26 protein-coding genes are annotated in these 25,425 nt (G+C 45.1%); 6 read left to right on the top strand and 20 right to left on the bottom strand.

Translation table 11 applies throughout. The annotated features are described in order from the left end of the window. Window positions 1–213: 213 nt before the first annotated feature. The 3 genes from ACQRBN_RS07730 to ACQRBN_RS07720 all read right to left on the bottom strand — a co-directional run bounded on the left by ACQRBN_RS07730 (window position 214) and on the right by ACQRBN_RS07720 (window position 2,002). Window positions 214–342: a hypothetical protein gene (locus ACQRBN_RS07730; protein WP_427738417.1), complete on the bottom strand. Its 129-nt coding sequence runs from the start codon at window positions 340–342 to the stop codon at window positions 214–216. A 33-nt stretch (window positions 343–375) separates the two neighbouring features. Next, entirely contained in the window at window positions 376–1,440 is a 1,065-nt protein-coding gene (locus tag ACQRBN_RS07725) for an MATE family efflux transporter (protein WP_427738420.1), read from the bottom strand. A 100-nt stretch (window positions 1,441–1,540) separates the two neighbouring features. After that, complete coding sequence (locus tag ACQRBN_RS07720; protein WP_427738416.1) at window positions 1,541–2,002, bottom strand: MarR family winged helix-turn-helix transcriptional regulator; 462 nt, start codon at window positions 2,000–2,002, stop codon at window positions 1,541–1,543. Window positions 2,003–2,231: 229 nt separating this feature from the next. Between ACQRBN_RS07720 and ACQRBN_RS07715 the strand changes: the two genes are divergently transcribed. Then, the gene (locus tag ACQRBN_RS07715) at window positions 2,232–4,022 is read left to right on the top strand and encodes a flavin reductase (RefSeq protein WP_427738415.1); all 1,791 of its coding nucleotides are present in this window, start codon (window positions 2,232–2,234) and stop codon (window positions 4,020–4,022) included. Window positions 4,023–4,260: 238 nt separating this feature from the next. Here the strand turns inward: ACQRBN_RS07715 and ACQRBN_RS07710 are convergent, their stop codons facing one another. From ACQRBN_RS07710 to ACQRBN_RS07695, 4 genes are read right to left on the bottom strand one after another with little or no spacing between them, the layout of a single operon-like run. After that, entirely contained in the window at window positions 4,261–5,745 is a 1,485-nt protein-coding gene (locus ACQRBN_RS07710) for a glycoside hydrolase family 32 protein (protein WP_427738414.1), read from the bottom strand. A gap of 30 nt (window positions 5,746–5,775) precedes the next feature. Next, a complete protein-coding gene (locus ACQRBN_RS07705) occupies window positions 5,776–7,437 on the bottom strand; it encodes an extracellular solute-binding protein (protein WP_427738419.1) in 1,662 nt (553 codons plus the stop codon). 36 nt (window positions 7,438–7,473) lie between these two features. Next, the gene (locus ACQRBN_RS07700) at window positions 7,474–8,382 is read right to left on the bottom strand and encodes a carbohydrate ABC transporter permease (RefSeq protein ID WP_427738413.1); all 909 of its coding nucleotides are present in this window, start codon (window positions 8,380–8,382) and stop codon (window positions 7,474–7,476) included. A 10-nt stretch (window positions 8,383–8,392) separates the two neighbouring features. Next, window positions 8,393–9,331 (bottom strand): ABC transporter permease, encoded by a 939-nt coding sequence (locus tag ACQRBN_RS07695; RefSeq protein ID WP_427738412.1) that lies wholly within the window; start codon window positions 9,329–9,331, stop codon window positions 8,393–8,395. Between the two features lie 364 nt (window positions 9,332–9,695). On the opposite strand from ACQRBN_RS07695, the gene ACQRBN_RS07690 reads away from it, so the two are divergent. From ACQRBN_RS07690 to ACQRBN_RS07670, 5 genes are read left to right on the top strand one after another with little or no spacing between them, the layout of a single operon-like run. Further along, on the top strand, window positions 9,696–10,703 hold the full coding sequence (locus ACQRBN_RS07690) for a LacI family DNA-binding transcriptional regulator (protein WP_427738411.1): 1,008 nt from the start codon (window positions 9,696–9,698) through the stop codon (window positions 10,701–10,703). A 5-nt stretch (window positions 10,704–10,708) separates the two neighbouring features. Continuing rightward, window positions 10,709–11,365, top strand: coding sequence for a hypothetical protein (locus ACQRBN_RS07685; protein ID WP_427738410.1), 657 nt, complete (start codon window positions 10,709–10,711; stop codon window positions 11,363–11,365). Window position 11,366: 1 nt separating this feature from the next. Continuing rightward, on the top strand, window positions 11,367–11,954 hold the full coding sequence (locus ACQRBN_RS07680; protein WP_427738409.1) for a hypothetical protein: 588 nt from the start codon (window positions 11,367–11,369) through the stop codon (window positions 11,952–11,954). 9 nt (window positions 11,955–11,963) lie between these two features. Continuing rightward, the gene (locus tag ACQRBN_RS07675; RefSeq protein WP_427738408.1) at window positions 11,964–12,803 is read left to right on the top strand and encodes a hypothetical protein; all 840 of its coding nucleotides are present in this window, start codon (window positions 11,964–11,966) and stop codon (window positions 12,801–12,803) included. After that, entirely contained in the window at window positions 12,778–13,299 is a 522-nt protein-coding gene (locus tag ACQRBN_RS07670) for a YcxB family protein (protein WP_427738407.1), read from the top strand. Before ACQRBN_RS07675 ends, ACQRBN_RS07670 begins: the two co-directional genes overlap by 26 nt. A 117-nt stretch (window positions 13,300–13,416) precedes the next feature. Here the strand turns inward: ACQRBN_RS07670 and ACQRBN_RS07665 are convergent, their stop codons facing one another. The 13 genes from ACQRBN_RS07665 to ACQRBN_RS07605 form a co-directional block, all read right to left on the bottom strand. Further along, a complete protein-coding gene (locus ACQRBN_RS07665; RefSeq protein ID WP_427738406.1) occupies window positions 13,417–14,076 on the bottom strand; it encodes a V-type ATP synthase subunit D in 660 nt (219 codons plus the stop codon). Between the two features lie 104 nt (window positions 14,077–14,180). Continuing rightward, entirely contained in the window at window positions 14,181–15,551 is a 1,371-nt protein-coding gene (locus ACQRBN_RS07660) for a V-type ATP synthase subunit B (RefSeq protein WP_427738405.1), read from the bottom strand. Window positions 15,552–15,553: 2 nt separating this feature from the next. Then, the gene (locus ACQRBN_RS07655) at window positions 15,554–17,320 is read right to left on the bottom strand and encodes a V-type ATP synthase subunit A (protein ID WP_427738404.1); all 1,767 of its coding nucleotides are present in this window, start codon (window positions 17,318–17,320) and stop codon (window positions 15,554–15,556) included. Between the two features lie 23 nt (window positions 17,321–17,343). Next, window positions 17,344–17,661 carry a V-type ATP synthase subunit F gene (locus tag ACQRBN_RS07650; RefSeq protein WP_427738403.1) on the bottom strand — a complete coding sequence of 106 codons (318 nt, stop codon included), beginning with the start codon at window positions 17,659–17,661 and terminating at the stop codon, window positions 17,344–17,346. Continuing rightward, the gene (locus tag ACQRBN_RS07645; protein ID WP_427738402.1) at window positions 17,654–18,622 is read right to left on the bottom strand and encodes a V0D/AC39 family V-type ATPase subunit; all 969 of its coding nucleotides are present in this window, start codon (window positions 18,620–18,622) and stop codon (window positions 17,654–17,656) included. Before ACQRBN_RS07645 ends, ACQRBN_RS07650 begins: the two co-directional genes overlap by 8 nt. 15 nt (window positions 18,623–18,637) lie before the next feature. Beyond that, a complete protein-coding gene (locus ACQRBN_RS07640) occupies window positions 18,638–19,231 on the bottom strand; it encodes a V-type ATP synthase subunit E (RefSeq protein ID WP_427738401.1) in 594 nt (197 codons plus the stop codon). Window positions 19,232–19,282: 51 nt separating this feature from the next. Beyond that, window positions 19,283–19,765, bottom strand: coding sequence for a V-type ATP synthase subunit K (locus ACQRBN_RS07635; RefSeq protein WP_427738400.1), 483 nt, complete (start codon window positions 19,763–19,765; stop codon window positions 19,283–19,285). A gap of 2 nt (window positions 19,766–19,767) precedes the next feature. Next, window positions 19,768–21,783: a V-type ATP synthase subunit I gene (locus ACQRBN_RS07630; protein WP_427738399.1), complete on the bottom strand. Its 2,016-nt coding sequence runs from the start codon at window positions 21,781–21,783 to the stop codon at window positions 19,768–19,770. Window positions 21,784–21,830: 47 nt separating this feature from the next. After that, window positions 21,831–22,139, bottom strand: coding sequence for a hypothetical protein (locus tag ACQRBN_RS07625; RefSeq protein ID WP_427738398.1), 309 nt, complete (start codon window positions 22,137–22,139; stop codon window positions 21,831–21,833). 172 nt (window positions 22,140–22,311) lie between these two features. Beyond that, entirely contained in the window at window positions 22,312–22,803 is a 492-nt protein-coding gene (locus ACQRBN_RS07620) for a tRNA (cytidine(34)-2'-O)-methyltransferase (protein ID WP_427738397.1), read from the bottom strand. Window positions 22,804–22,814: 11 nt separating this feature from the next. Further along, window positions 22,815–23,984, bottom strand: a complete 1,170-nt coding sequence (locus ACQRBN_RS07615) for an aminotransferase class I/II-fold pyridoxal phosphate-dependent enzyme (protein WP_427738396.1) — start codon at window positions 23,982–23,984, stop codon at window positions 22,815–22,817. Then, window positions 23,984–24,475 (bottom strand): Lrp/AsnC family transcriptional regulator, encoded by a 492-nt coding sequence (locus ACQRBN_RS07610; protein ID WP_427738395.1) that lies wholly within the window; start codon window positions 24,473–24,475, stop codon window positions 23,984–23,986. The genes ACQRBN_RS07615 and ACQRBN_RS07610 overlap by 1 nt, the downstream gene beginning before the upstream one ends. Continuing rightward, window positions 24,429–25,361 carry an AIR synthase-related protein gene (locus ACQRBN_RS07605; RefSeq protein ID WP_427738394.1) on the bottom strand — a complete coding sequence of 311 codons (933 nt, stop codon included), beginning with the start codon at window positions 25,359–25,361 and terminating at the stop codon, window positions 24,429–24,431. Before ACQRBN_RS07605 ends, ACQRBN_RS07610 begins: the two co-directional genes overlap by 47 nt. Between the last annotated feature and the right edge of the window lie 64 nt (window positions 25,362–25,425).

The following is a 25,425-nucleotide window of genomic DNA, read 5'->3' as shown; positions in this document are numbered from 1 at the left end:
TAAATTGATCTATGGTGAATCAATTGTATCATCAGCCTAACTTCTAATAGATAATCACGAAAAAAGGTTCCTGTCAAGACGCTTTTACCGATTTGCCGGAACTATTATTTATCACTAAAATAATCTCACAATGTTAAAGATTCCTTACCCCCGGATCTGCCGCCTCTTCGCCGCCGGCGCTGCCGGAATCTGCCTGCTGACTACCATACTACACTAAGACTTCTTCTTAAGCCTTGCAAAACAGATCATAAAAAACAGGATTCCATACACCGTGGTAATCGGCGTTGCCAGTCCCACCAACATCAGTGACGTTCCCGGAAGTCCGGACATAAAGATTGACACCGGGATACGGATGCAGAATGCCGACGTAATTCCCTACACCATAACCGGAATACTCTTCCCACATCCGTTAAAATATCCGATACTGCTGAACAGGACGCAAGTCAGAATACAATCTGCCGAGAATCCTCTCAGATAATCCGCACTCTGCGCAATAACCTCTGCGTCACTGGTGAACAGCGATGACATCCGTGCGCCGCCAAAGAATCCTGCAAAGAAGATCACGACTCCCACTGCACATCCGGTAATCATTGCCGTACGGAAGCCTTTCATCGCCCGGTCTTTCTGACCCGCACCGATATTCTGCGCTACGAACGCAGAGACACTCTGCATCACAGAAGACGGCACCAGCATGATGAATGATACCAGTTTCTGCGCCACGCCATATCCGGCAGACGGCATCAGACCCATATCATTTATAATCGAATTAATCACCAGGAATGAGATCTGCACCATCGTCTCCTGCAATGCGATTGGCACGCCTACATTCAGGATTCTCTTTAATTCTCTCGGATAAACCTTACACTGCTCCTTAGAAAATGAGATCGGCATACTCTGTTTTCGCAGTACCACAATTGAAATGATTACCGATACGAGTTGCGCCGTGATGGTTGCCAGTGCCGCTCCGGCAACATCCATATGGAATACGCCAACACAGAGCAGATCACCAACAATATTTACCACACATGCCACGCCCACGAAGAGAAAAGGCAGATTCGCATTCCCCACGCCACGCAGAACACCGCTGATTACATTATAGGCAATAATAATCAGTATACCCGCAGAGCAGATTCGGATATAAAGCACCGTCTTGTCAAATGCTTCTGCCGGAACTTGCAAAAGACTGACAATATTGCCCGCAAATACTTCCAATAAAACCGTCAAAACAATACCCAATACCGCGAACAGCACAATCGTCGTGCCAACTGCATCTCCTGCGACCTTCGGCTTACGCTCCCCGATATGCTGTCCGATCATAACGGTTGCACCCATAGCAAGGCTCGTGATGATGAATGTTACCATCTGCATAAAGGCACTTCCTGTCCCCACCGCAGATATGCTCGTCGCATCGCCAAATCGCCCAACTACAACCAGATCCACCGCGCCATATGCCGCCTGCAGAATAAGCGCTCCCAGAACCGGCAACGCAAACCGAATCAGCGAGCCGAATATCGGTCCCTCCACAAATGAAATCTCTTTCTTACCATCTCTTGCCATTCTTCCCCTTCTCCTTTCCCGGCATCGTCTGCCACAATCTTTCGATGATACCGATCACTTCTTCCACCTGATCATCCGCAATATCACTCAAGAACTCTGCCCACTCGCCGTGAAAATCAACTATATGCCGTTCCACACAGGCTATTCCCTCATCCGTCAACTTAAGCAGCGCGACTCTCTTATCGTCTGCATCTGCGTATTTCTCCAACATGCCAAGTCTTTCCAATTCCTGGATCAGTTTCGTGATGCTGGGCATCGTAATATTCAGCGCAGAACTCACATCTCCTACGCGACAAGGTTTCCCGGTATTCTGTATTCCATAGATGACATCCATGACATGAATATGGCGAGGCTTCATACCATTCGGCAGTTCCGGCAATGTTTCCACAAGGCGCTTCGCCACAAAGCATGAGTCTAACAATCGTTTCAAACTTTCTGCATTCATCTTTTACCCCTCCATTTTATTTACTAATAGTAATTATCTCAAGTAAGTATATTCGTGTGGTTTAGAATTGTCAACACTCTCTATCGATTCCCCGGCTATGCTTTTAAAAAAATACAAATAAATGTCAATTTTTTCACTGCCAAAGAGTACTTTTATCGTTTGATATGCTATAATATGAGCGGTATTAGATTTCTAAAAATAAGCATAAAAGAAAAGGAGCGGACTACCAATGAATATTACTAACGACATCAAATATGTAGGCGTTAATGACCATGAGATAGATCTGTTCGAAGGGCAGTATATCGTTCCCAATGGCATGTCCTACAATTCTTATGTAATTATGGATGAGAAGATCGCTGTACTCGACACCGTCGATGCACGTTTCACCCACGAATGGCTGGATAACATAGAGAGTGTTATCGGTTCAAAATGCCCGGATTATCTGATCATACAGCATATGGAACCAGATCATTCAGCGAACATCGCTAACTTTATGAATATATACAAGGATACCAAGATTGTCTCCTCAGCCAAATCATTTTCTATGATGGCACAATTCTTCGGAACTAATTTTGAGGAAAGGCAGATCGTTGTGAAAGAAGGGGATACTCTTTCCCTCGGAAAGCATGAACTGACTTTTGTTACCGCTCCGATGGTTCACTGGCCGGAAGTCATCGTTACTTACGACAGCCTTGACAAAGTACTCTTTACCGCCGATGGATTCGGCAAGTTCGGCGCATTGGACGTGGAAGAAGACTGGGCATGCGAAGCACGCCGCTACTATATCGGAATCGTTGGCAAATACGGCGTACAGGTTCAGAATCTCCTGAAGAAAGCGGCTAAACTGGATATCCAGACCATCTGCCCGCTGCATGGTCCTGTACTGAATGAGAATCTTGGATATTATCTGGGACTCTATAACACATGGTCTTCTTACTCCGTAGAGACAGAAGGTATCGTGATCGCATACACTTCCGTATATGGAAATACGAAGAAAGCGGTAGAACTCCTGGCTGAAAAGTTACGTGCAAAGGGATGCCCGAAGGTCGTGGTCAATGACTTGGCACGCTGTGACATGGCAGAAGCCGTAGAAGATGCATTCCGTTACAGCAAACTGGTACTTGCTACAACTACTTATAACGCTGACATCTTCCCATTCATGCGCGAGTTCATCAATCATCTGACCGAGCGCAATTATCAGAACCGTGTTGTTGGCCTGATTGAAAATGGTACGTGGGCGCCTCTCGCTGCAAAGACAATGAGACAGATGCTGGAGAATTCCAAGAAACTGACTTTCACCGAGACTACCGTACAGATCAAATCCGCACTGAATGAAGAGAGCAGCGCACAACTGGAAGCAATGGCAGATGAACTGTGCAAAGACTATCTGGCACAGCAGGATGCAACCGCTGATAAGAACGATCTGACCGCACTGTTCAAGATCGGATACGGACTCTATGTTGTTACTTCTAACGATGGAAAGAAAGACAATGGCTTGATCGTGAACACTGTTACTCAGGTGACCAATACACCGAACCGTATTGCAGTTACGATCAACAAGGATAATTACTCTCACCACATTATTAAACAGACTGGCATTATGAATATCAACTGCCTGTCTACGGATGCTCCGTTCAAGGTATTCGAGACATTCGGTTTCCAGAGCGGAAGAACCGCAGACAAATTCGCAGACTGCACACCGCTACGTTCCGATAACGGGCTGGTATTCCTGCCAAGATATATTAACTCCTTCATGTCTTTGAAAGTAGAACAGTATGTGGATCTTGATACACACGGAATGTTCATCTGTACAGTTACGGAAGCACGCGTAATCTCTAATGTAGAGACGATGACTTATAACTATTATCAGAGCAATGTGAAGCCGAAACCGGAGACAGACGGTAAGAAGGGCTTCGTGTGCAAGGTATGCGGATACATCTATGAAGGGGATGTATTGCCGGATGATATTATCTGTCCGTTGTGCAAGCATGGAGCGGCAGACTTTGAACCGATTGGATAAGATTACTTGCACAACTGCCACACAAAGTGGCAACTTCAGTGTTAACCATGCCTATTGGGTACGCCTATCCTGTTAAGCAACAGGGTAGGCATTTTTATTTTCTCTGATGAGTATTAGCGGAATCTGATACCGTTCATTGATCCATTCCACACATTCCATGAAATCTGACCTTCCTGTCAGCCATCGTATCTCATTATCCAAAAAGGCTGCAGCCACTATTATGACCACAGCCTCTCCATTAAATCAGATCGTATTTTACTACATCCATTTTAACCTCGCCATCTGCATAGAAAGAGATTCCATCCGCCTCTTTCTCCGTATACATGGTTGCGGTCATAACCTGCTCACCATCATTTACAAACACTTCCACGCTGAACTGATCCATAATCAGTCTCAGTTTCAGATTCCCATTCCCACTATTCACCTTGCTTCTGCGTTGGTGGATAATGGCTCTTCTGGAACCGGAGAATTTCCTGTCAATTTTCAAAATGTCCTCTCGTGGGCGGAAACTAACCGAAGTCTGATACTGCGCATTCTGTGCAAACCGTATTGCAAACTTCTGGTAGAGGTTCCGTTCATCCTCCGGACGTATACTTAATTCAATATCCACTTTACGCCCTTTGATTCCCTCCAGATTGATTGTACCTGAAACCTGAACTGATTTGTATTCTACTTTTCCACTTCGCATGCCTTCCAGTTCACGGATCGGTCTCTGGTAAAGTCTTCCATCTTTTATGAACAACTCTCTGGGCAAACTCATCTGGCCAAACCACAGATCCTCATGAGCCCGAATCGCACAAGCATCCCAATTCTGCATCCAGCCAATCATAATTCTACGGCCATCCGGAGTCAGAACGGTCTGGGGTGCATAGAAATCAATGCCGTAATCAATTGACTGGTTGTACTGTTCTGTAAAAGAATCTGCTTCCTTATCAAAATCGCCAATCAGGCACAGCGTTCCATTCCCGTTATGATACTCGAACCCCTGTGGGAGCATATCCTGAGGACTGGTGAGAAGTACCCATTTTCCATCCAATTCAAAGAAATCCGGGCATTCCCACATCTTGCCGAAGCGGTTGTTGTTTGCCGCCAGTACTTTCTTATATTTCCATCTGAACCCATCTTCGCTGGTATAAAGTAATATCTGTCCGCTTCCATCAGCCGGACGATTTCCTACGGCACAGTAATAGGTTCCGTCTTTCTCTCTCCACATCTTGGGATCGCGGAAATCAGCACGACTGCAGCCTTCCGGAATATCCTTTTCATCCAATACTGGATTCATCTCATACTTTTCATAATCTATTCCGTCTCCGACAGCAAGACACTGCGTCTGCACATCACTGAACCCTCCGTTTTTCTGCTGCTCCCGCATCACTCCGGTATACATCAGCAGTTGTCTTCCGTCCGGCAATTCAATTGCACTTCCAGAGAAACATCCATCCCGGTCGTAGACTTCATCCGGAGCAAGTGCTGCCGGAAGATATCTCCAGTTCAAGAGATCTTTGCTTACCGCATGTCCCCAATGCATAGGTCCCCAGTGGGAATCATAAGGGTGATACTGATAAAACATATGGTACTCTCCGTTATAATATGAGAATCCATTCGGATCATTCATCCAGCCTGTACGTGCTGATAGATGAAAGGCTGGTCTTTCTTCTGTTTTAATTAATTTTTCAGAAGCCTCTTCGTATTTTCGCGCTTCACGTAGTGTCTGACTTGTCATGTTAATCTCCTATCATCTTTTTATTTTTGATTATTCGGCCTCTTTCGCCTCCATGTAACGTTCATATGCTGACTGATACACATTCAGCAGTTCTTTCATACCGCACTTCTCATTTAGTTTTATAAGATAACTCTCCCATTCGGCATCGCTAGGTCCGCCTTCCTTAAGCCACAGACCTTCCTGTTCAGATACGGTATTTTCAAAATCAGTCTTATACCGGTCGATGATATCTAATTCCTCTTCCGTATATACGCAATCTACAGGATATGTTACAGTGCTGTCAACATATGGCATCCAAAAATCATTCAGGTCTGCAAGTCTCTCGATAGCACGGTCCTCCATCTTAAATGTCGTATTATAATAATCACTGAGAATCAGTTTCGGTCCATACACCTCGTATTCGCCTTTTAACTCTCCTGCCGTCTTTCCGAATTTCTCTTTTGCCTCGTCATCTGAAATACTCTGCCATACTCCATTTTCATCCTGGTCTGTAAAATAAGTTCCAATCGGACCATACTGAAGCTGCATGACATTCTCAGGCTCATACCACTGGTCGAAGAATTTCAGCAGATTGGCCGGACTCTTGCATGCACTCGTAATACTCAAATTACCGCTGGTCGTACCACCGCCGGTACGTACCGTTACATTATGGGTCCCATCAGGACCGTCAAGGATTGGAAGAAATACATAATCATCCGCATAATCTCCCATCAGTTCTTCAATATACCACCATGTAGATACGCCCACATACCCCTGCGAACACTTAGAGATTAATTGTGTATCGCTCTGGCTGAACATCTCTACATCCATCAGCCCTTCATCATACCAGTCATGGAAATACGTAAGTGCATCACGATAATTATCAGAAGCACAGACGAATTCAACCTTTCCGTCCGGAGTCAATACCAAGTCATTGATTACATCATTCGGCCAGTTGGTAAATCCAAAACCTGCATAGAAGATATTCTGACCCCAGCACCACTGGTCAAAGCCCGTACTCATCGGAATGGTACTTCCAGCATCATTTCCGTAATAGGTAGCGCTCATATCATTTTCCTGAAATGCCACAAGCGCTTCATGCAATTCATCAAGAGTAGTCGGCACCTCCATTCCCAGTTCATCCAGCCATGCCTTGTTGATCATACTAAACTGCGGAATTGTATAGATGCTGTAGTCTTCTTCTGCACCGATACCTGCGGTTCCCATCTTCTCTGCCGATGGAAGACCGTAGATACATCCGTCACTCATGGTAATCGCGCTTCGGATATCTGGATTCTCTTCCAGAATCTTCGTCAGATTCGGCATATACTCTTCTGTCAGATACGGTGTCAAATCAATAAACGCACCGTCACTTCCATAGGTTGTAATATCATAGTTGTTAAAACCGACCGCAAGGAATGCATCCGGAAGCTGCCTTCCCGCAATACGGATATTCACTTGTTCACTTAAGGAATCACTCATAACATTCCAGTTGATTTTTATACCTGCTTCGTCCTGCATTTGATTCAGGACTTCATTGTCATCATATCCCTTACTCAACGCACTGACAGCGCCCATAATTGTGAATTCTGTCTGGGATGTATCTGTATTGGCAACACCTGGTTCCATGTTATACTGTTCCTGCTTGCTGCACGCCGTCATAGATGCTACAAGACCAGCTGCCAGCAGACACGAAGTCAATCTTTTCCACATCTTCAATATTCTCATCTCCTTCTTTTTCGAATCTCGCTACCCTTTTACTGCACCTGCCATGAAGCCCTTCTCGAAGTACTTCTGCACAAACGGGTAGATAATAAGCATCGGCGCAGCCGCTACGATAATGGACGAGAACTTAATCATCTCTGTCAGTTTGTTCAACTCTGCATAACCGCCGGAAATGGTGCTCGCCTGACTTGCACTAGCGGAACTCTTAATCAAAATATTTCTAAGTACCAGGGGCAACGGAGCATTCTCCTTTCCTGGCAGATAAATTAATGCGGTAAACCAGTCATTCCAGTAAGCAACCATGCTGAACACTACCATAACTGCCATGATAGAACGACTCAGCGGAACAACAATCTTAATGAATGTCGTCCATTTTGATGCACCGTCTATCTCAGCCGCCTCAATCATCTCCTTCGGGATGCTATGTTCAAAGAAATTACGGACAATAATCATGTTGCCAACAGCAACACCGCCCGGAAGGAACAGTGACCACATACTGTCGATCAGACCTGTATCCCTTACAATCAGGTAAGTAGGCATCAGACCGCCGCTAAAATACATCGTAATGATAAAGAAGATACTAAGGAATTTTCTTCCCGGCAATTCTTTAATACTCAGTGGATAGGCTGTCAAATACACCATTACAACGGAAAAGATCGTTCCAACAACCGTATATTTTATACTGTTCAGATAGCCGGTTACAATACTCTTATCTGCAAATACTGCCTTATAACCATCCAAAGTGAATCCACTAGGGAACAGGAATGTCTTCCCCGCGTATACATCATATGGATTAGATACGGAAGCAACCAGCACATAATAAAGTGGATACGCAACCAAAAGCACAATAGCAAGACATATTACCACTAGAACAATATCACTGGTCCTATCTGATAAGCCCTGCAGTTGTCCTGTTCTTTTTTTCGTTCTCATGCTGCACCTCCTATACAAAACTTACGTCTTCGGAAATCTTACTTGTTATCTTATTTACAACAATCAACAATATAACATTGACCACCGTATTGAACAGACCTACCGCAGTAGAATAACTGTATTTTGCATGTTCGATACCCTGTTGGTAAACATACACTGCAATCACGTCACTCGTTGCTTTATTAAGGTCTGTCTGAAGCAGGAATACTTTTTCAAATCCAACGTTCATCAAATTACCCGCACTCATAATCAACATCAACACAATCTGTGGCACCAGTTCTGGCAGATCAATATATCGAATCCGCTGGAACATGGACGCTCCATCAATCTTAGCCGCTTCATAATGAGAAGTATCAATATTGGCCAGTGTTGCCATATAGACGATGATACCCCATCCTGCGTCCTGCCATATGCCTGATGCGATATAAATCGTCCGGAATGCAGCCGCTTCCGAAAGGAAATCAATGCTGGTACCCGCTATCAGGTTAATCAGCCCTCCCGATGGGCTTAAGAAAACCCGGAGCATACCACACACAACCATAATAGAAATAAAATGTGGTGCATATAAAATCGTCTGTACCGTTCTTTTGAATTTATTAAATCTCAACTGATTAATCATAAGTGATAAAACAATCGGAATCGGAAAACTCCAAAGCAAACTATAAAGACTCAGCAATATCGTATTCTTTATCATGCGGACACAATTCGGTGAATTAAAGAAACGTACAAACCACTTTAATCCTACCCAATCACTCCCCCACATACCACGGACTGATTTGTAATCACGGAATGCAATCTGAATACCATACATCGGTATGTACTTATAAATAATTGTCAGTATGACAGGGACCAAAAGCATCAGATACAACTGCCAGTAGGCACCCATACGCTTTAATACCGATGTATGGTTGGCACCTTTCGTTGGAGTTGCTTTTTTTAAGCTACCCATATAATCTCTCCTTCCTGTTATATGCCGAAAATATTACCTGACATATTTCCGACAAACTTTCTCGAGCAGTTGACTGGCCATTTCCAACTGCTCTCATGTTTTAAAATCGCGATTTTCGTGAAACGTTATGTTATAACTGTATCAAAAATATCATTATTCCATTGTTCCGTCAAGGATGTTAAACCACTTTTTTTGTGTTTTATTACATTTTTATCTAATTTTCACAATATAAAAATGTGAATTTTGTACATTTTATCTTTATGTAACGTTTCATGCTTTTTCATGAATTTTCTCTTTACAAACACACATAAATGCACTATAATGATTTCATGAAATAATAAAATTGCAAGAGAGGTATTCATGAATGAGAAACAAAAACTCCGCTCCCACAATGAAAGATGTTGCACTGGAAGCCGGCGTCGCACTTGGCACCGTATCCAAGGTCATTAACGGACTTCCAGTAGGCGAATCCTACCGAATCCGTGTGGAAGAAGCAATCAAGAAACTAAATTATCAAGTCAACAGTTATGCCCAGGGATTGAAATCCAGCAGGACTTACACCATCGCATTGCTCATTCCCAATACGCTGAACCCGTTTTTTTCCAAACTCGCCTATCAGATCAATCTTTCTCTTTTAAAAAGAAAATACCGAATGCTTCTATGCTGTACCGATTCTGATCCCGGATTAGAGCAAGAGTATATCACCATGGCGCAGCAAAACAAAGTAGACGGAATCATCGGGCTGACCTATAATCCGGATCTGCATATTATGGAAAATATTCCTTACATCTCTATAGACCGGACAATGGGTTCCCATATTCCCTGTATTGCCAGTGATAATTTTGCCGGAGGTCAGATGGCTGCCGAAAAGCTGGCGGATCTTGGCTGTAAGAATGTCGCCTTTTTACGCGTAGGCTCTTCCCTTACCAACGAACCCAACAAACGAAAGGCCGGTTTCGAAAACGGATGTCTTGCAAGAGATTTGCAGTATACTTCAAAGATTCTGGAAGATGGATATTCTCTTAATGAATTTGAGATTTTCCTTACTGAACATATGCACAATGGAAAGTTAGATTTTGACGGGCTTTTCTGCGTCACAGACCTTATTGCTTATGAAGTCCTTAAAATGCTGAAAAAACTAAACATAAAGGTTCCCGAAGACGTACAAGTAATTGGCTTTGATGGTATCCGGATGTTTGGCGATGGCGATTACATCTGTTCTACAATTGTGCAGCCCGTTCAAGACATCGCAGAAATGTGCGTAGAACTTTTACTTCAGGAAAATATGACTGCGAAGCCACCTCTGGTCTGCCTGCCAGTCTCATATATGTACGGCGGAACCACAAAAGAATCTGCAGAAAGGCAGGATTGATCCTTATGAAAAACTGGTGGCACTATCACAGATGGTATGTAATCTGTGGAATTTTATTGATCTTTATTTCAATCAATCTCATCGGGAATGCTTTTGGCTGGTTTAAGAAATCACCAGATATTCAGATTGCTTATATCGGAGAGGCAAAATTACCCGATGATACGGTTGATGCTTTAAAAGATGCATTCGCTTCGATTGCCGGAGATTATAATCACGATGGGGATGTACTGATCCAGATTAACGAGTTTGTCAGTGGCGCCCCTGACAATAGCGATGTCGACGCGGCTTCTTATCGTCAGGCTTCCATGCTTACTCTTATGGCTGATATTAACGACTGCGAGAGTTATTTTTTTCTGATGGAAGACCCAGAGGATATCCAGCGGGAATTCCAGGTGCTGGCAATGCCCGATGGCAATCGCCCCAATGATACAGACTTCTCCACAGAAGGCAAAGTATTCCAATGGAATTCCTGTAAGCTTTTATCCGGGATGGATCTCGGCAACTATACCACAACACTGCCTGAGCAGATAGTATCTGGCAGCAACCAAGAACTCTTAGCAGATCTGTACCTTGGCAGACGTTGTTTTTATGGCGAAAGACGTTCCGATTATGCCGATGAGTGCAGCCGGCTTTGGGATACCCTGCAAGGAGGTTTGAATTAACATGATAAAAAAGAAATTACTGTTCCCAATCTTCCCGATATTGTTTCTAATCGGATGCGCCTCTACGCCGCGAGAGACTGCCGACGGTCAAAAGTGGTCCGATGACTGGATGAAAATAGGAACTACCGTAGGCGTTGATGCTCCGGAGCAGTTCTCGCTTCTTGACAACAAAGAAACCCTGGCGGCCGACGGATTGTATTACGCAACATGGGTTGACGGCAACTCGATGCCTTACGAAAACAGCGAAGGTGATACTATAGATCTTTACGATGCTCAATTATACCTTCTTACGAACGAAGCAATAAGTGAAGAAAACGCTAACACCAGCTGCGACACCTGGCTGTCTGCTGCCAAGACGAATTATGAAGTTATTACCGAGGACACCATCACCCTTAACGGACAGTCCTACACTCTGATTACATATAATTGCACCAACGAAGATAATCCTTATGACCATGGTGTATCCGCTTTCGGTGTCTGCGGCACTACCGCCGTCTGTGCAGAATTCACTTGTCTTGAGAATTATACGGAAGATTTAGAAACATTATTAACCGAATTTTTGAACAGTTGTCACTTTAAAACTGATTAGGAGGATCTTATGACTTTCTTATTTCGTCCCAATTCATATGTTTCGAACGGGAAACGCCTCACTGGGTTTCCAAGGTATACCGAAGTTTTAGAACGAAACATTAAAAAATTCTTGTTCACCAATTTATTAACACTGGCAGGATTCCTTCCCTTTGGAATCGGGATTTCTCTGGCTCTCCTTTCTTCCAGCGTATTGGTTTTGATTCCCTCTTGTATAATCGGGGGCGTATTCGCAGGTCCTGCTCTTTCCTGCATGTATGACGCCGTCATGCGCGCCCTTCGGGATGCATCAGGGAAATGCACGGAAGACTACAAGCGCGCATGGAAGCAAAACTGGCGCCAGTCTATCTTACCCGGCATCCTGTTCTGCCTCATGCTTGGATGTTATATTTTTATGGCAATGCTGTTCTGGTGGTCTACTCAATTCCCGGGATGGGGAACGCTGGCACTCTATGCATTCAGCCTTCTACTGTTTGCCATGTTCTTCTCCATCTGCTGGCCACAGATTGCGCTATTCAAACAGCCATTTCGCCAATGCGCCCGCAACTGCCTGCTGTTTTTCCTTCGATTCTTTCCAAAACTTGCGGGCATTGCCCTTCTCCAGTTGGCATATTGGATCGTCATGGTTTTGTTTTTGCCATGGTCTGTAATGTTAATGCCACTAATTGGCTTTTGGTTCATTCTATATACAGTTAACTTCCTGATCTACAACACTTTAAATGACTGCTTCCAGATAGAAAACCAGATTGCAGATGCCTTCCCGGAACAGGTTCCATTTTACGAAGACGACGAAACATGGATCAAACGAAAACAGGAGGAAAACAATGCATACAACAACACCAATTGCTGAAAATCACATCCGTATATCCCGCACCTTATTTAACGAAGGTATGCGCGCCACCGAAAGCAAAGCATATAGAAAAACGATTAGAAACCTGATAATGATTCTGCTGGCACTTTATCTTGCAGTTGCCCTCTGGCTTTGGTACACCGGCGGATCTCTAATCTTCCTTTTAGGAGAGTCCATCTTTCTGGGCGCACTGATTTTCTGGCTGGTCGTCATGCTTCCCAGCACAAAAAGGCGCAGCAAATATAAAGCGATGACAAACGAAGGGGATAGTATACCAGAAAGAACCGTCCGGTTTTATCAGGATTATCTGTCCGTTATCGGAAATTCCGGCAAAGAGACCATTATCCAATATAATAACGTGAACGATTGGCTGGAAACTAAGCATTTATATATTCTTAACAGCAATTATAACACCTATATTCTACTTGACAAAAAGGGATTTGTTATTGGCGATTTTCCTATTATAGAATCTGTATTAAAAGATAATATCTTTTGATTTCAATCATTTTGACATGTTGGGGACGCAGTTTTTCCTGTGCTGGTACAACGCTTTGCATTGTACCATGCTCGGAAAACCTGCGTCCTCTTTATAAGCATTACTTTTGAATAACCTTTATGCTCGTTCGCTGTAGTGGTGCGCTTCTTCGAGCATCATGTCTTTTACTTTCATCAGACGAATCTGGGAACTTCTTTCGTTCTCATCCAGTTTCATCGTGATGTATTTGATATTCTTCTGTGCTTCCGGAATAATGACGTGTTCCAGTGCATTTACACGGCGTCTGGTCTTCTCGATCTCAGCCGCCATTAACTGGCACGCTTTTTCCGTCTCCGCAAGTTTCAGCATATCCGGCAGGATATCTGCCAGAGATTTTACGGCACCGTCCAGATCGCTGGAGGTGAATGCAAAGCCGTAGGAATAGATATCGTTAGCATCTGCAGTCCTGGTCTTCGTCGTGAATACCGGGATGTTAACGCTCATGACGTTCTTCTCTCCTACTTCCAGGCTCACTTCCTGCTTGGGTGCCATCAGAGCTGTATTCAGCGTAGCTTCGTCCATTCCTGCCTTGGCTATGACAAAATTCTTATTTGCAGAGCGGATTCCGGCTTCTACCTTCTGGCGCAGTTCCATATTCTCACGAACGAGGTCTAAGAACTGGCGCATCAGTTCGTCACGTTTGTCTTTTAAGAGTTTGTGACCCTTGACAGCGGTGGTTAGTTTTTTCTTTGTCTTGGTTAACTCCATACGGGTGGGAGTTACCTGTGTAGATGCCATGTGTTACCCTCCTTCGTCGGGTTTGGGGATGGGGCTTTTCTTCCGCCGGGACACGGCTTTGCCATGTCCCATGCTAAGGAAACCCCCGTCCCCTGTCGCCCCGTTTATTTACCATAGTATAGGTCTAGGAATTTGTCGTCGATACGTTTTAACTCTGCTCTTGGGAGCATGGACAGTAACTTCCAGCCGATCTCTAAGGTCTCCTCGATTGAGCGGTCGGTGTTGTAGCCCTGGGATACGTATTCTTTCTCGAATTCTTCGGCGAATTTCGCGTAGATCAGGTCGATCTCGGTCAATGCGGCTTCACCGAGGATGGTCATTAATTCTTTCGCATCTTTACCACGTGCATACGCTGCGAACAACTGGTTCAGGGTATTAGAGTGGTCTGCTCTTGTCTTGCCTTCGCCGATACCTTTATCTTTCAGACGAGAAAGTGAAGGTAATACGTCAATTGGCGGCTGGATGCCCTTGCGGTACAGATCACGGCTTAAGATGATCTGACCCTCTGTGATATATCCTGTTAAGTCAGGGATCGGGTGAGTCTTATCATCTTCCGGCATGGTCAGGATCGGAATCATGGTAATACTTCCCTTCTTGCCGTTCTGACGTCCTGCTCTCTCATACAGTGTTGCAAGGTCAGTGTACATATATCCAGGATATCCTCGACGTCCCGGTACTTCCTTACGTGCGGCAGATACCTCACGAAGTGCGTCTGCATAGTTCGTGATATCTGTCAGGATAACCAGTACGTGCATATCCTTTTCGAATGCCAGATATTCTGCTGCGGTTAATGCCATACGAGGAGTAGAGATACGCTCTACAGCCGGGTCATTTGCCAGGTTGACGAACAATACGGTTCTGTCGATGGCTCCCGTCTCCTTGAAGGACTCGATGAAGAAGTTGGACTCTTCGAAAGTAATACCCATTGCAGCAAATACAACGGCGAAGTTCTCGTCTGTTCCGCGTACCTTTGCCTGTCTTGCGATCTGTGCAGCCAGGTTCGCATGTGGAAGACCAGATGCGGAGAAGATTGGCAGTTTCTGTCCACGAACCAGCGTATTCAGACCATCGATAGCAGATACACCTGTCTGGATAAACTCTTCCGGGTAACTTCTTGCTGCCGGGTTCATAGGCAGACCATTAATATCTCTTCTTTCCTCTGGCAGGATCTCCGGACCACCATCAATCGGGCGTCCCAGACCGTCGAATACACGGCCAAGCATATCTCCGGATACGCCAAGCTCCATGCTTCGTCCGAGGAAACGGACTTTACTGTTACTTAAGTTGATACCAGTTGCACTCTCGAACAACTGTACCATAACCGTATCGCCATCTACTTCCAGAACTTTACAACGGCGTTTCTCACCGCTGGCAAGTTCGATCTCACCAAGTTCATCATATGCGACATCTTCTACACCACGCACCATCATCAGCGGTCCGGCAACTTCCTGTATGGTTCTATATTCCTTTGGCATAATTAGAAGTCCTCCTTCCCGAATGCTCCTGCGACTTCAGCGTGCAGTTCATTCATAATCTTCTCATACTCTGTCTCAATGTCAGCATCCAGTGTATATTTGTAACGACCGATTCTCTCTCTTACCGCCATGCCGATCAATGCCTGCATGGATGCCCCCTTCTGAAGTGCCTCAGAAGCCTCTTCGTAGAATGCAAGTACCAGTTTCATCATGAGATACTGTTTTCTAAGAGAAGTATAGGTGTCAACTTCATGGAATGAGTTCTGATGCAGGAAGTCCTCACGGATGGATCTTGCTGCTTCCATCTTAAGTCGGTCAGTTGGTGACAATGCATCCATACCTACCATCTTAACGATCTCTTCTAACTCTGCTTCTTCTTGCAGAAGGCTCATCATCTTCTGACGGTCATCCATCCAGTCAGATGCAACTTCGTTATTGAACCAGTCTCTCATATTATCTACATACAGAGAGTAACTTGTCAGCCAGTTAATTGCAGGGAAATGTCTCTTATACGCAAGTGCGGAATCCAGTCCCCAGAATACTTTAACAATACGGAGGGTTGCCTGTGATACCGGTTCAGAGATATCACCACCCGGAGGAGATACGGCACCGATAACGGACAGTGCACCTTCTCTTCCTTCCTGACCTAATGCGATAACATGTCCGGCTCTCTCATAGAATTGTGCCAGACGTGATCCAAGGTAAGCCGGATAACCTTCTTCACCAGGCATCTCTTCCAGACGTCCTGACATCTCACGAAGCGCCTCAGCCCAACGGGATGTAGAGTCTGCCATCAACGCTACGGAATATCCCATATCACGGAAATACTCTGCAATTGTGATACCTGTGTAGATAGATGCCTCACGGGCAGCAACCGGCATATCGGATGTGTTTGCGATCAGAACGGTTCTCTCCATCAGGGACTCACCTGTCTTCGGGTCCTTCAGTTCCGGGAACTCATTCAGAACGTCGGTCATCTCGTTACCACGCTCGCCACAGCCGATATATACTACGATGTCAGCCTCAGCCCATTTTGCAAGCTGATGCTGGATGACTGTCTTACCACTTCCGAAAGGTCCCGGAACGGCTGCCACACCACCCTTTGCGATCGGGAAAAATGTATCTACAACACGCTGACCTGTTACCAGAGGCATCTCCGGCGGAAGTTTCTTAACGTACGGGCGTCCTTTACGAACTGGCCATTTCTGCATCATGGTAAGTTCTTTGTCACCCTCTGCTGTCGTGATCACTGCTACGACTTCTTCTACGGTATATTCTCCGGACCTGATCTCTTTTACCGTACCTTTGATTCCATAAGGAACCATGATCTTCTGCTGAACAACGATGGTCTCCTGGACAGTACCGATCACATCTCCTGCCTCAACCTCGTCGCCAACCTTAACTACTGGGACGAATTCCCATTTCTTATCTCTTTTCAGGGACGCAACTTCAACACCGCGTTTTAAATTGTTTCCTGATACTTTCATAATATCATCAAGCGGACGCTGGATACCGTCATAGATGCTTGTGATAAGACCAGGTCCTAACTCAACAGACATAGGCACATTCGTGGATTCAACCGGTTCCCCTGGTCCAAGTCCTGATGTCTCTTCGTATACCTGAATTGATGCCTCATCCCCGTGCATCTCGATGATCTCTCCAATCAGTCTCTGGTTACTAACACGTACAACGTCGAACATGTTCGCATCACGCATACCTTCTGCGATAACCAGCGGTCCTGCTACTTTTTTAATCGTACCTGTACTCATTTGGACGAATCAACCTCACTTTCTTAGTTACTGAATAATATGTCAGAACCGACTGCCTGTTCTACAGACTTCTTAACGCTGTTCACTCCGGCTCCGGTATTGCCTGAGATTCCAGGAATCTGGATGATCGCAGGAATGACCTGGTTCTGATATTTTGCAATCTCATGTTCTAATTCTGCTGCCATAGCCTCGGTGATATAGATAATTCCATATCCATCATTCACCAGCTGGTGCAGTTTTTCTCCGGCCTCCTCGCGGGCAGTAACTGAGAATGTATCAAGACCCAGCGCAGCGAAGCCGTAGATGCTGTCGTAATCACCTAATACTGCAATCTTATACATACATCTCCCTTACCCTTTCTCGGATAGAATCTTCCGGTAAGTCATTGAGTTTGCCGGAAAGTATGATTCGTACCGTTTTAATCTCGTTCTGTCTCGCAAGTACATAGGCAATGATCGGTCCTATGGTAAATGCGTTATATTTCTGTGGACTTATGGTCTGAATAATGCGGTTATCACACCAGCGCTCGAACGCGGACGGAGACTCCAACAAAGCCTCTGCTCCTTCTGCATAAGAAGTTCCAAGCAGATATTCACGGATCGCATCCATGCCGCCAAGAGCCGCCTTCGCAAGACGATCCGTATCAATACTGTCACATTCAGCCATTGCCCGTTTCATAAAATCCATAGATTTCGCGGTCTTCTGTGAACGCACGGCAATCTTAATATCTGCAACCGCTACCGTAGATTCCGCATAATCGCGGATAATCTCAGCCTTCGCTTTCTTACCAGCGTCGTAGATTGCATCTAAGGCTGCCCTGTCTATAATCACATCGCACAATTGTCCGTCTCCGGTATGAAGAAGAGTGTCATACGCTTCCTCTGCTGCCTGCCGCATGTTCTCCGGAAGACTCTGGAAGTCCTTCGTCCGGACGATCTCCAGCATCTCTTCTCCGGATATGGACACGTCATCATAGAATACATGCCGGTTCATATCCTCCGTACATACAGCCTTAATTGCGGCTTTCAGGTTATGGAATAACTTGGAATAAGACAGCACGTCAAAATGTTCCATGCCAACTTTCAGTTCTTCCACAATCTTCCACGTCTTCTCTTCTTCCCTGGTCAGTATAGCCTCTGCGTTACCAGATGTCTCATTGTCTCCCCAGCCCTTCTCTTCCAGGAATTGCAGGCACTGTTCATAACTTCCACATGCAATCAACTGGTCGATAGTGCTGTTAGAGAACAGAGCCAGTTCCAAAGCACGTATGCGCGCAACCGCGTAGGTATATTTTTCACTCATTTACGCTACCTCGCTTTATGAAAATAATAAGTGATGAACCTTATCAGATAATTCATCTCTCTTTGCGTCAAACATTGCTTTTAACGTACAGTTCTCCTCTATACCGCCATATGCAAGAACAAATCCATTCTCAATATTCCTGCCCTCTCCTGATATCTTCAGGCTTCCGCCCTTAGCCGCAGCACGTTTCTTCACTTCAGCCTCATATCCGGCGGGCATGTTCTTCAGATCTTCGGATGAAAAATACAATTCTCCCTCCTGTGGCAGCGCATATTTGTCAACCAGTTTCAGCAGCATATCAAAATATTCCTTCTGCTCCATACCAGTCAGGGACGCATATGCCTTATCCAGAACTTCTGCGATCATCTCTTGCTTTGCTTCCAGAATCTTGGTTCTTCTCTGCAAATCAATCGAAGATGCAATCCGTTCTTTATAATTCTTTACTTCCGCCTCGGATTTCTGGGAGATGCTTAATTCCTTCTTCGCAGCCTCAGCCTTTGCTGCACTTAAGATTTCTTCTGCTTTGGCATTCGCTGCCTGAATCTTCTCATCAGCTGCTGCTTTCGCTTCATCCAGGATCTGACTTTTCATCTTATCTAATCCAGTCATAGCCCCTTGCTCTCCTTTTTATTTTTTCTATACTTCTATCATCCAACGTGATTAGACCTGGATAGAAGTAACTGCCAGGATAGAGATCAGAAGTGCAAGGATCGCATATGTCTCAACCATTGCAGGGAACAGCATCGCTTTACCAAACTGATCTGGTTTCTTAGCAACGATACCGATTGCTGCAACAGAAGTTCTTCCCTGATGCATTGCAGATACAAGACCTACGATACCGATTGGAAGACAAGCGCCCAGAATCATAAGTCCTGTTGCAACATCTAACTCAGCACCGCCTCCGCCTAATAAACCAACTTTAGAAAGTGTAATGAAGGCAACCAGCAGACCGTAGATACCCTGTGTACCAGGCAGAAGCTGCATGATCAATACTTTAGCGAATTTGCTTGGATCTTCTGTTACAACACCTGACGCTGCCTGACCAGCAACACCTACACCATAAGCGGAACCACATCCTGCAAGAATCACTGCAAGTGCCGCTCCTAATAATGCCCATCCATTACCACTAATACTGCTTAACATAATTAATTTTCCTCCTTGATATCAACATATTTTGTTTTTGAATTAAATGGGTTGAACGCTCTTCCTCCGCCTTCGTAGAATTTCCCAAAGAACTCTACATACTGAAGACGACAGGTATGCACATAAGCACCCAGCAGGTTGATTGCTATGTTGAATACATGTCCTACCAGGAATACTACAATGAATATAATCACTCCTCCGATGCTCTTACCGCCCATGCTCGCCATCGAGTTGAATACCGATGCCATAACTCCTGTCGCAAGTCCAAGAGCCAGCAGACGAGAATAAGAGAGCACGTCACTTAACCAACCCGTAATATTATATAGATCATACGCGCCTAACGCGATACGCACGCCAAAGTTCTTACTGGATCTGCCTGAGAATAATAAGATTCCAACGGCTCCAATCATTGCGATCCATTTCGCTCCTTTGGCAATCACTGCCGGAAGCACGATCTGCTGACCTGCAATTCCTGCGAAGATCTCTGTCGGAAGCAACATTCCGATCAGCCCCAGAAGAAGCAGGAACCAGAATACGCAATCACATAAGAATCCCATATAATCTTTATCTCTCAGCGCTGAATAGCCCTTAAGTGCTAATCCTAAGAACAGATGAATCACACCGAATAACATCGAATATAACAGCATTCGCATCGGATCATCCAAAGGAACGAACCATAATGCCGGGATCGTCACTTCATGTCCAAAGAATGTCTTGGATATTACCGTAATCGCATCGCCAAAATATCCGCCGAACAGAATTCCCCATACCAGCGTGGAGAGTCCGCACCAGAAGAATAACTGTACAGACTTTCTTAAATTACGATCCATGCGCGGGAATTTCATCAGTGCGATTCCACACGCCAGGGCAACAATTAATCCATATGCCGCATCGGACAACATAATTCCGAACAGGATCACATAGCATATCGATGTAAAGAACGTCGGGTCCATCTCGCCTTTGCCGGGAAGACCGAATGATGCAAGTACGCCTTCCACAGATTCTGAGAACTTATTATTCTGAAGAAGTACCGGTGGTTCTTCCTCTTCTTTTACCTCTTCAATGTCAAGGACGCAATTATAACGCTCCCCAATTGCCTTCTCTATCTTAGAGACCATCTTTGACGGAATATATCCGCTTACTACAAATGTCCGCTGAGATTGCGGAAGCGTTCCAAGAACTTCATACTTCTCAGCACTCATCCGGAAATAATCCCCAATCATCCGAAGATCTTCCCTGTCATCTGCATAATTTTTAATCTCTTCTTCTTTGCCCTTAATCTCGCTATTCAGTTTTTGGATCTCTGCTTCCAGATCCGCTTTTCTTTCCGCCGGCACCTGATCTGTTACCTGCGAAGGTCTTGCGAATCCGCCTGCCCTCAAGGCTTCCTCCACTGCTCCCTCTTCTGCTCTTAGACAGAAGACGGTCAGATATACCGCATCCCTGTCCATATAGAGAATCTGTACATCAACAGCCTCCGTCTCGGGACTACGCTCTGCAATCTGTGCATACACGGATTCCAGCGTCGTCTCGCCAGGCATCGTTCCAAGCAGCATAGACACTTTCTTCGTACCGCTATAATTCATCGGTACACTTAAAGTAAGCCATGGACTAATTGACTCAATCTGATTCTCAAGTTTCAGAATGTTGGCCTTATCTTCAGCAATCTCTTTGCTTCGTGTCACCAAAACATTGGCTTTTTCAACCAGTTCTTCCTTCCGAGCAATTACGCGGTTGAATTGCTCTTTTTCAACCAGTTTCTTTCCTGCCAACCCCGATAGCATAGACCGCTTTTCCGGAGCGTAGGACTCCAGTATGGCTAATGCCTGTTCCGAAAGCTGCACTTTCTTCTCAAGTTCCTGCCTGTCACTTAAGGTATCCATCTTTTCAAAGCCTTCTTCATCCCCGGCAATCTGATCCATCTCAATAATACCCATGGACTGAATCTTCTCCAAGATAGCCTTACGGTCTTTTTTTAGCGCGCAGATACTAATTCTTTGCATCTGCAATACTGCCATAGCCGCATCCCTCCTTTTCTAGTATTCTTTTTTCAGCCATGTTAGAATTATATCAGTTCTGCAATAATCGCAGATACCGCTTCTGATTCTTTCGACAAAGCCGCTGCTTTTAGAGATGCTATCTCTTTCTCTACTTCAGCCAGCGCTTCTTGTTCCGACTTCTTACCCATTTCTTTTGCCGCATCAAGATTGGCTGCTGCTTTTGCTTTCGCTTCTGCTTCCACCTGCTCTTTTATACTTCCGGCTTCCGCAGAGGCTTTTTCAAGGATATCGGTACATGTTGCTTCAGCTTCTCTTACAATCTCTTCTGCTGCATTCTCCGTCTCCTTGATGGTTTTAATGGTTTCTTCTACCATCTGTTCACCACCTCTCTTGTTGTTAAAACAATACTGTAGTTAAAATTATAATATGGTTTTCTGGAAAAGTCTAGAAATTTGTTGCTTTTTCACAAAATCTTATCCTACAAGTTGATACATTTTTGTTAATTATCTAACATCTTCGTTGATTTCGAATCTTTCTTTTGACCTTTTACCACTCTAAATGATGCAGATGACCCTCCAGATTCATCCCTGCAAACCCATTCTGCCTGAGTGCTTCATATAAGACAATCGCTACAGAATTCCCCAGGTTCAGTGATCGGATATCTCCAATCATCGGAATCCGAATACAGTCATCTTTATGTTTTACCAAAATCTCTTCTGGTATTCCGGCACTTTCTTTTCCAAACATAATATAACAATTCGGCTCATACTTGACGTCTGTATATACGTTGGGCGCCTTTGTTGTTGCCATGTAGATCTTCGCTCCGGGGTTGCGTTCCAGAAAATCTTCATAGTTAATATATGTAGTTACGTCCAGATTACTCCAATAATCCATCCCGGCGCGTTTTAAGTTCTTTTCATTCAATCGAAAGCCTAATGGCTCGATGAGATGAAGTTTTGTATTGGTAGCGACACAGGTTCGTCCGATGTTGCCTGTGTTGGCTGGTATCTCTGGTTCAAACAGTACTATGTTTAGCATGATCTGACCTCCTAATCTTGGTTTCTGAGCCTGTCTATGAAATGTCCCAAGCGGCCGATTGCTTCTTTGAGATCTTCCAGAGAGTAGGCATAGGATACTCGCAGGTAGCCTTCGCCGCAATCTCCGAATGCGCTTCCTGGTACTACGGCTACTTTTTCTTCTTCCAGGAATCTGGTAGCGAATTCTTCGGAGGTCATGCCGAATTCCTGGATGTTCGGGAAGATGTAGAACGCGCCGAAGGGTTCAAAGCAATCTAACTGCATCCGCTTGAATTCATGCAGCAGGAATCTTCTTCTCTGATTGTATGCGGTTCGCATCTGTTGTACTTCATCATCGCAGTTTCTCAAGCCTTCAATTGCAGCATACTGGCTGTTGGTCGGCGCACACATAATTGCAAACTGGTGAATCTTCAACATCTGCTCTACGATCTTTTTCTGACCGCAGATGTATCCGAGTCTCCAGCCCGTCATCGCGAATCCTTTAGAGAATCCATTGATGACCAGTGTGCGTTCTTTCATTCCCGGCAAGGATGCGATGGATACATGGTCGTATTTGTATGTAAGTTCAGAATAGATCTCATCTGACAGCACAAATATATCATGTTTCTTCACCACTTCTGCGATCGGTTCCAGATCCTCTTTTGTCATAATTGCCCCGGTAGGGTTGTTCGGATATGGCAGAACCAATATCTTCGTCTTTGGTGTAATAGCTGCTTCCAGTTCTTCTGCCGTCAACTTGAATTCATTCTTCTGCTGCAGCGGAATGACTACCGGAACACCGTCTGCCAGGACTGTACACGGTAGATAGGATACATAACTTGGCTGCGGAATCAACACTTCATCACCAGGATCAAGCATCGCACGAAATGCAATATCAATTCCCTCACTTCCTCCTACCGTCACGATAATCTCACTGTCGGGATCATAGGAAACGCTAATCTTTCTCTGTAAATATTTACTTATCTCTATTTTTAAATCTTTTAAGCCTGCATTGGAAGTATAGAAAGTCCGTCCTCTCTCCAGAGAATAGATGCCTTCCTCGCGAATCCTCCACGGTGTGTCAAAATCCGGTTCTCCAACTCCCAGTGAGATTGCATCCGGCATCTCACTGACCAGATCAAAGAACTTGCGGATGCCTGACGGTGCAATGCCGACTACTTTCTTTGATAATGGGTCTCTCATTATGGTGTCACCAGCATCCTTTCTGATTTATTTTTCTTGAACATGATAGTTCCATGGTCTTTGTATTTCTTCAATATAAAATACGTCGAAGTACTGATTACATCTTCGATCGGAGATAATTTGCCTGAGACAAATCTTGAAACCTCCTGAAGCGTCTTTCCTTCCAGGGTTACTAACAGATCATATCCTCCGGATATCAGATAAACGGCTGTTACTTCCGGATAATTACAGATTCTCTCTGCCGTCTTATCGAACCCCTGATCTCTTCGCGGTGTCACACGAACCTCGATCAATGCATTCACATGCTCTTCTCCTGCCTTATCCCAGTCAATCAGCGTATGATAACCGCAGATAATCTTCTCCTTCTCCATCTGTGCGATCTCATTGGCAATCGTCACTTCGTCAGTTCCCATAAGAACTGCCAGTTCTCCCAGATCAACTCTGCTATTCTTCTCCAGATACTTCAATATCTGTTTCCTGATATCTTCCATCTTCTGCTCCTTTGCTATATATCTTCATAATCTCATCCGGCGCAGGTCGGTCTATGTACCGAACCTCTTCTCCGTTGTGAAGCATCTTATCATTGTTATCCGTCATCCGACCAATGACAGATGCTTCCACCTGTTCCCTTCGAAGCGCATCTGCCAGTGCTTCCCCATCGTCAGTTACCATCAGGAGACTTCCAACGGACGTTAACTGGTAAGGATTCAGCCTGTAATGCTCGCAGACCTCTATCGTCTCCTGCAGGACAGACAGTTTTCTCATGTCCAGTTCCAGTCCCGTATCGGCTTCTTTCGCCAGATTCCACAAAGCAGCCAGGATTCCTCCTTCTGTAATCTGACGCACGGCAGATACGCCCACGGCTTTTGCAACATCTATTTCTTTCAGGGCGAATATCTTCTCCCTGTAAGACAATATCTGCTTCATAAATGCCGGAGCGAATCTCTTCCTCAATTCTTGTTCTCTCTCATCCGCGATCCGTACCATGCCATCCATACCAGCCCATCCGGTAAGGACAACATCCTGCCCGGCTCGTCCAGTCTCCAGACACCACGGCTCGTCCTTTGGCGCTCGCGCAATACCCGTAACCGTAACCACAGGAATATTGACCACAGGGCTCTGCACACCCTTCACGCCAGTCAGTTCTATCCCCTGCTCTTTACAGGTATTCTTCATAATCTTCTCCATCGTACGAATCCTGGACTTATACGCATACTCCGGAATCGTAATCTGCACCTCAACACCCAGACACTTCCCACCAGATGCCGCCAACGAATTCACAACCGACGCAATCCCATGTATCCCAATCCCCTTCGACTGCCCACACACAACCGCCGTCTCGCTTAACAAATTCTCCGAATCTGTCCCTATCTTCATACACCTTCACCTCTAAATATACAGAACACCCCCGCTTCTCCCAAGCGGGGGTCCTTCCCCTAAT

Origin of the sequence: Bariatricus sp. SGI.154 (genome assembly GCF_050313795.1) — a bacterium.
Lineage (GTDB): Bacteria > Bacillota > Clostridia > Lachnospirales > Lachnospiraceae > CAMBRQ01.
The sequence above is the reverse complement of the archived record's forward strand: the minus strand, read 5'-3'. Positions and strand labels throughout refer to the sequence as shown.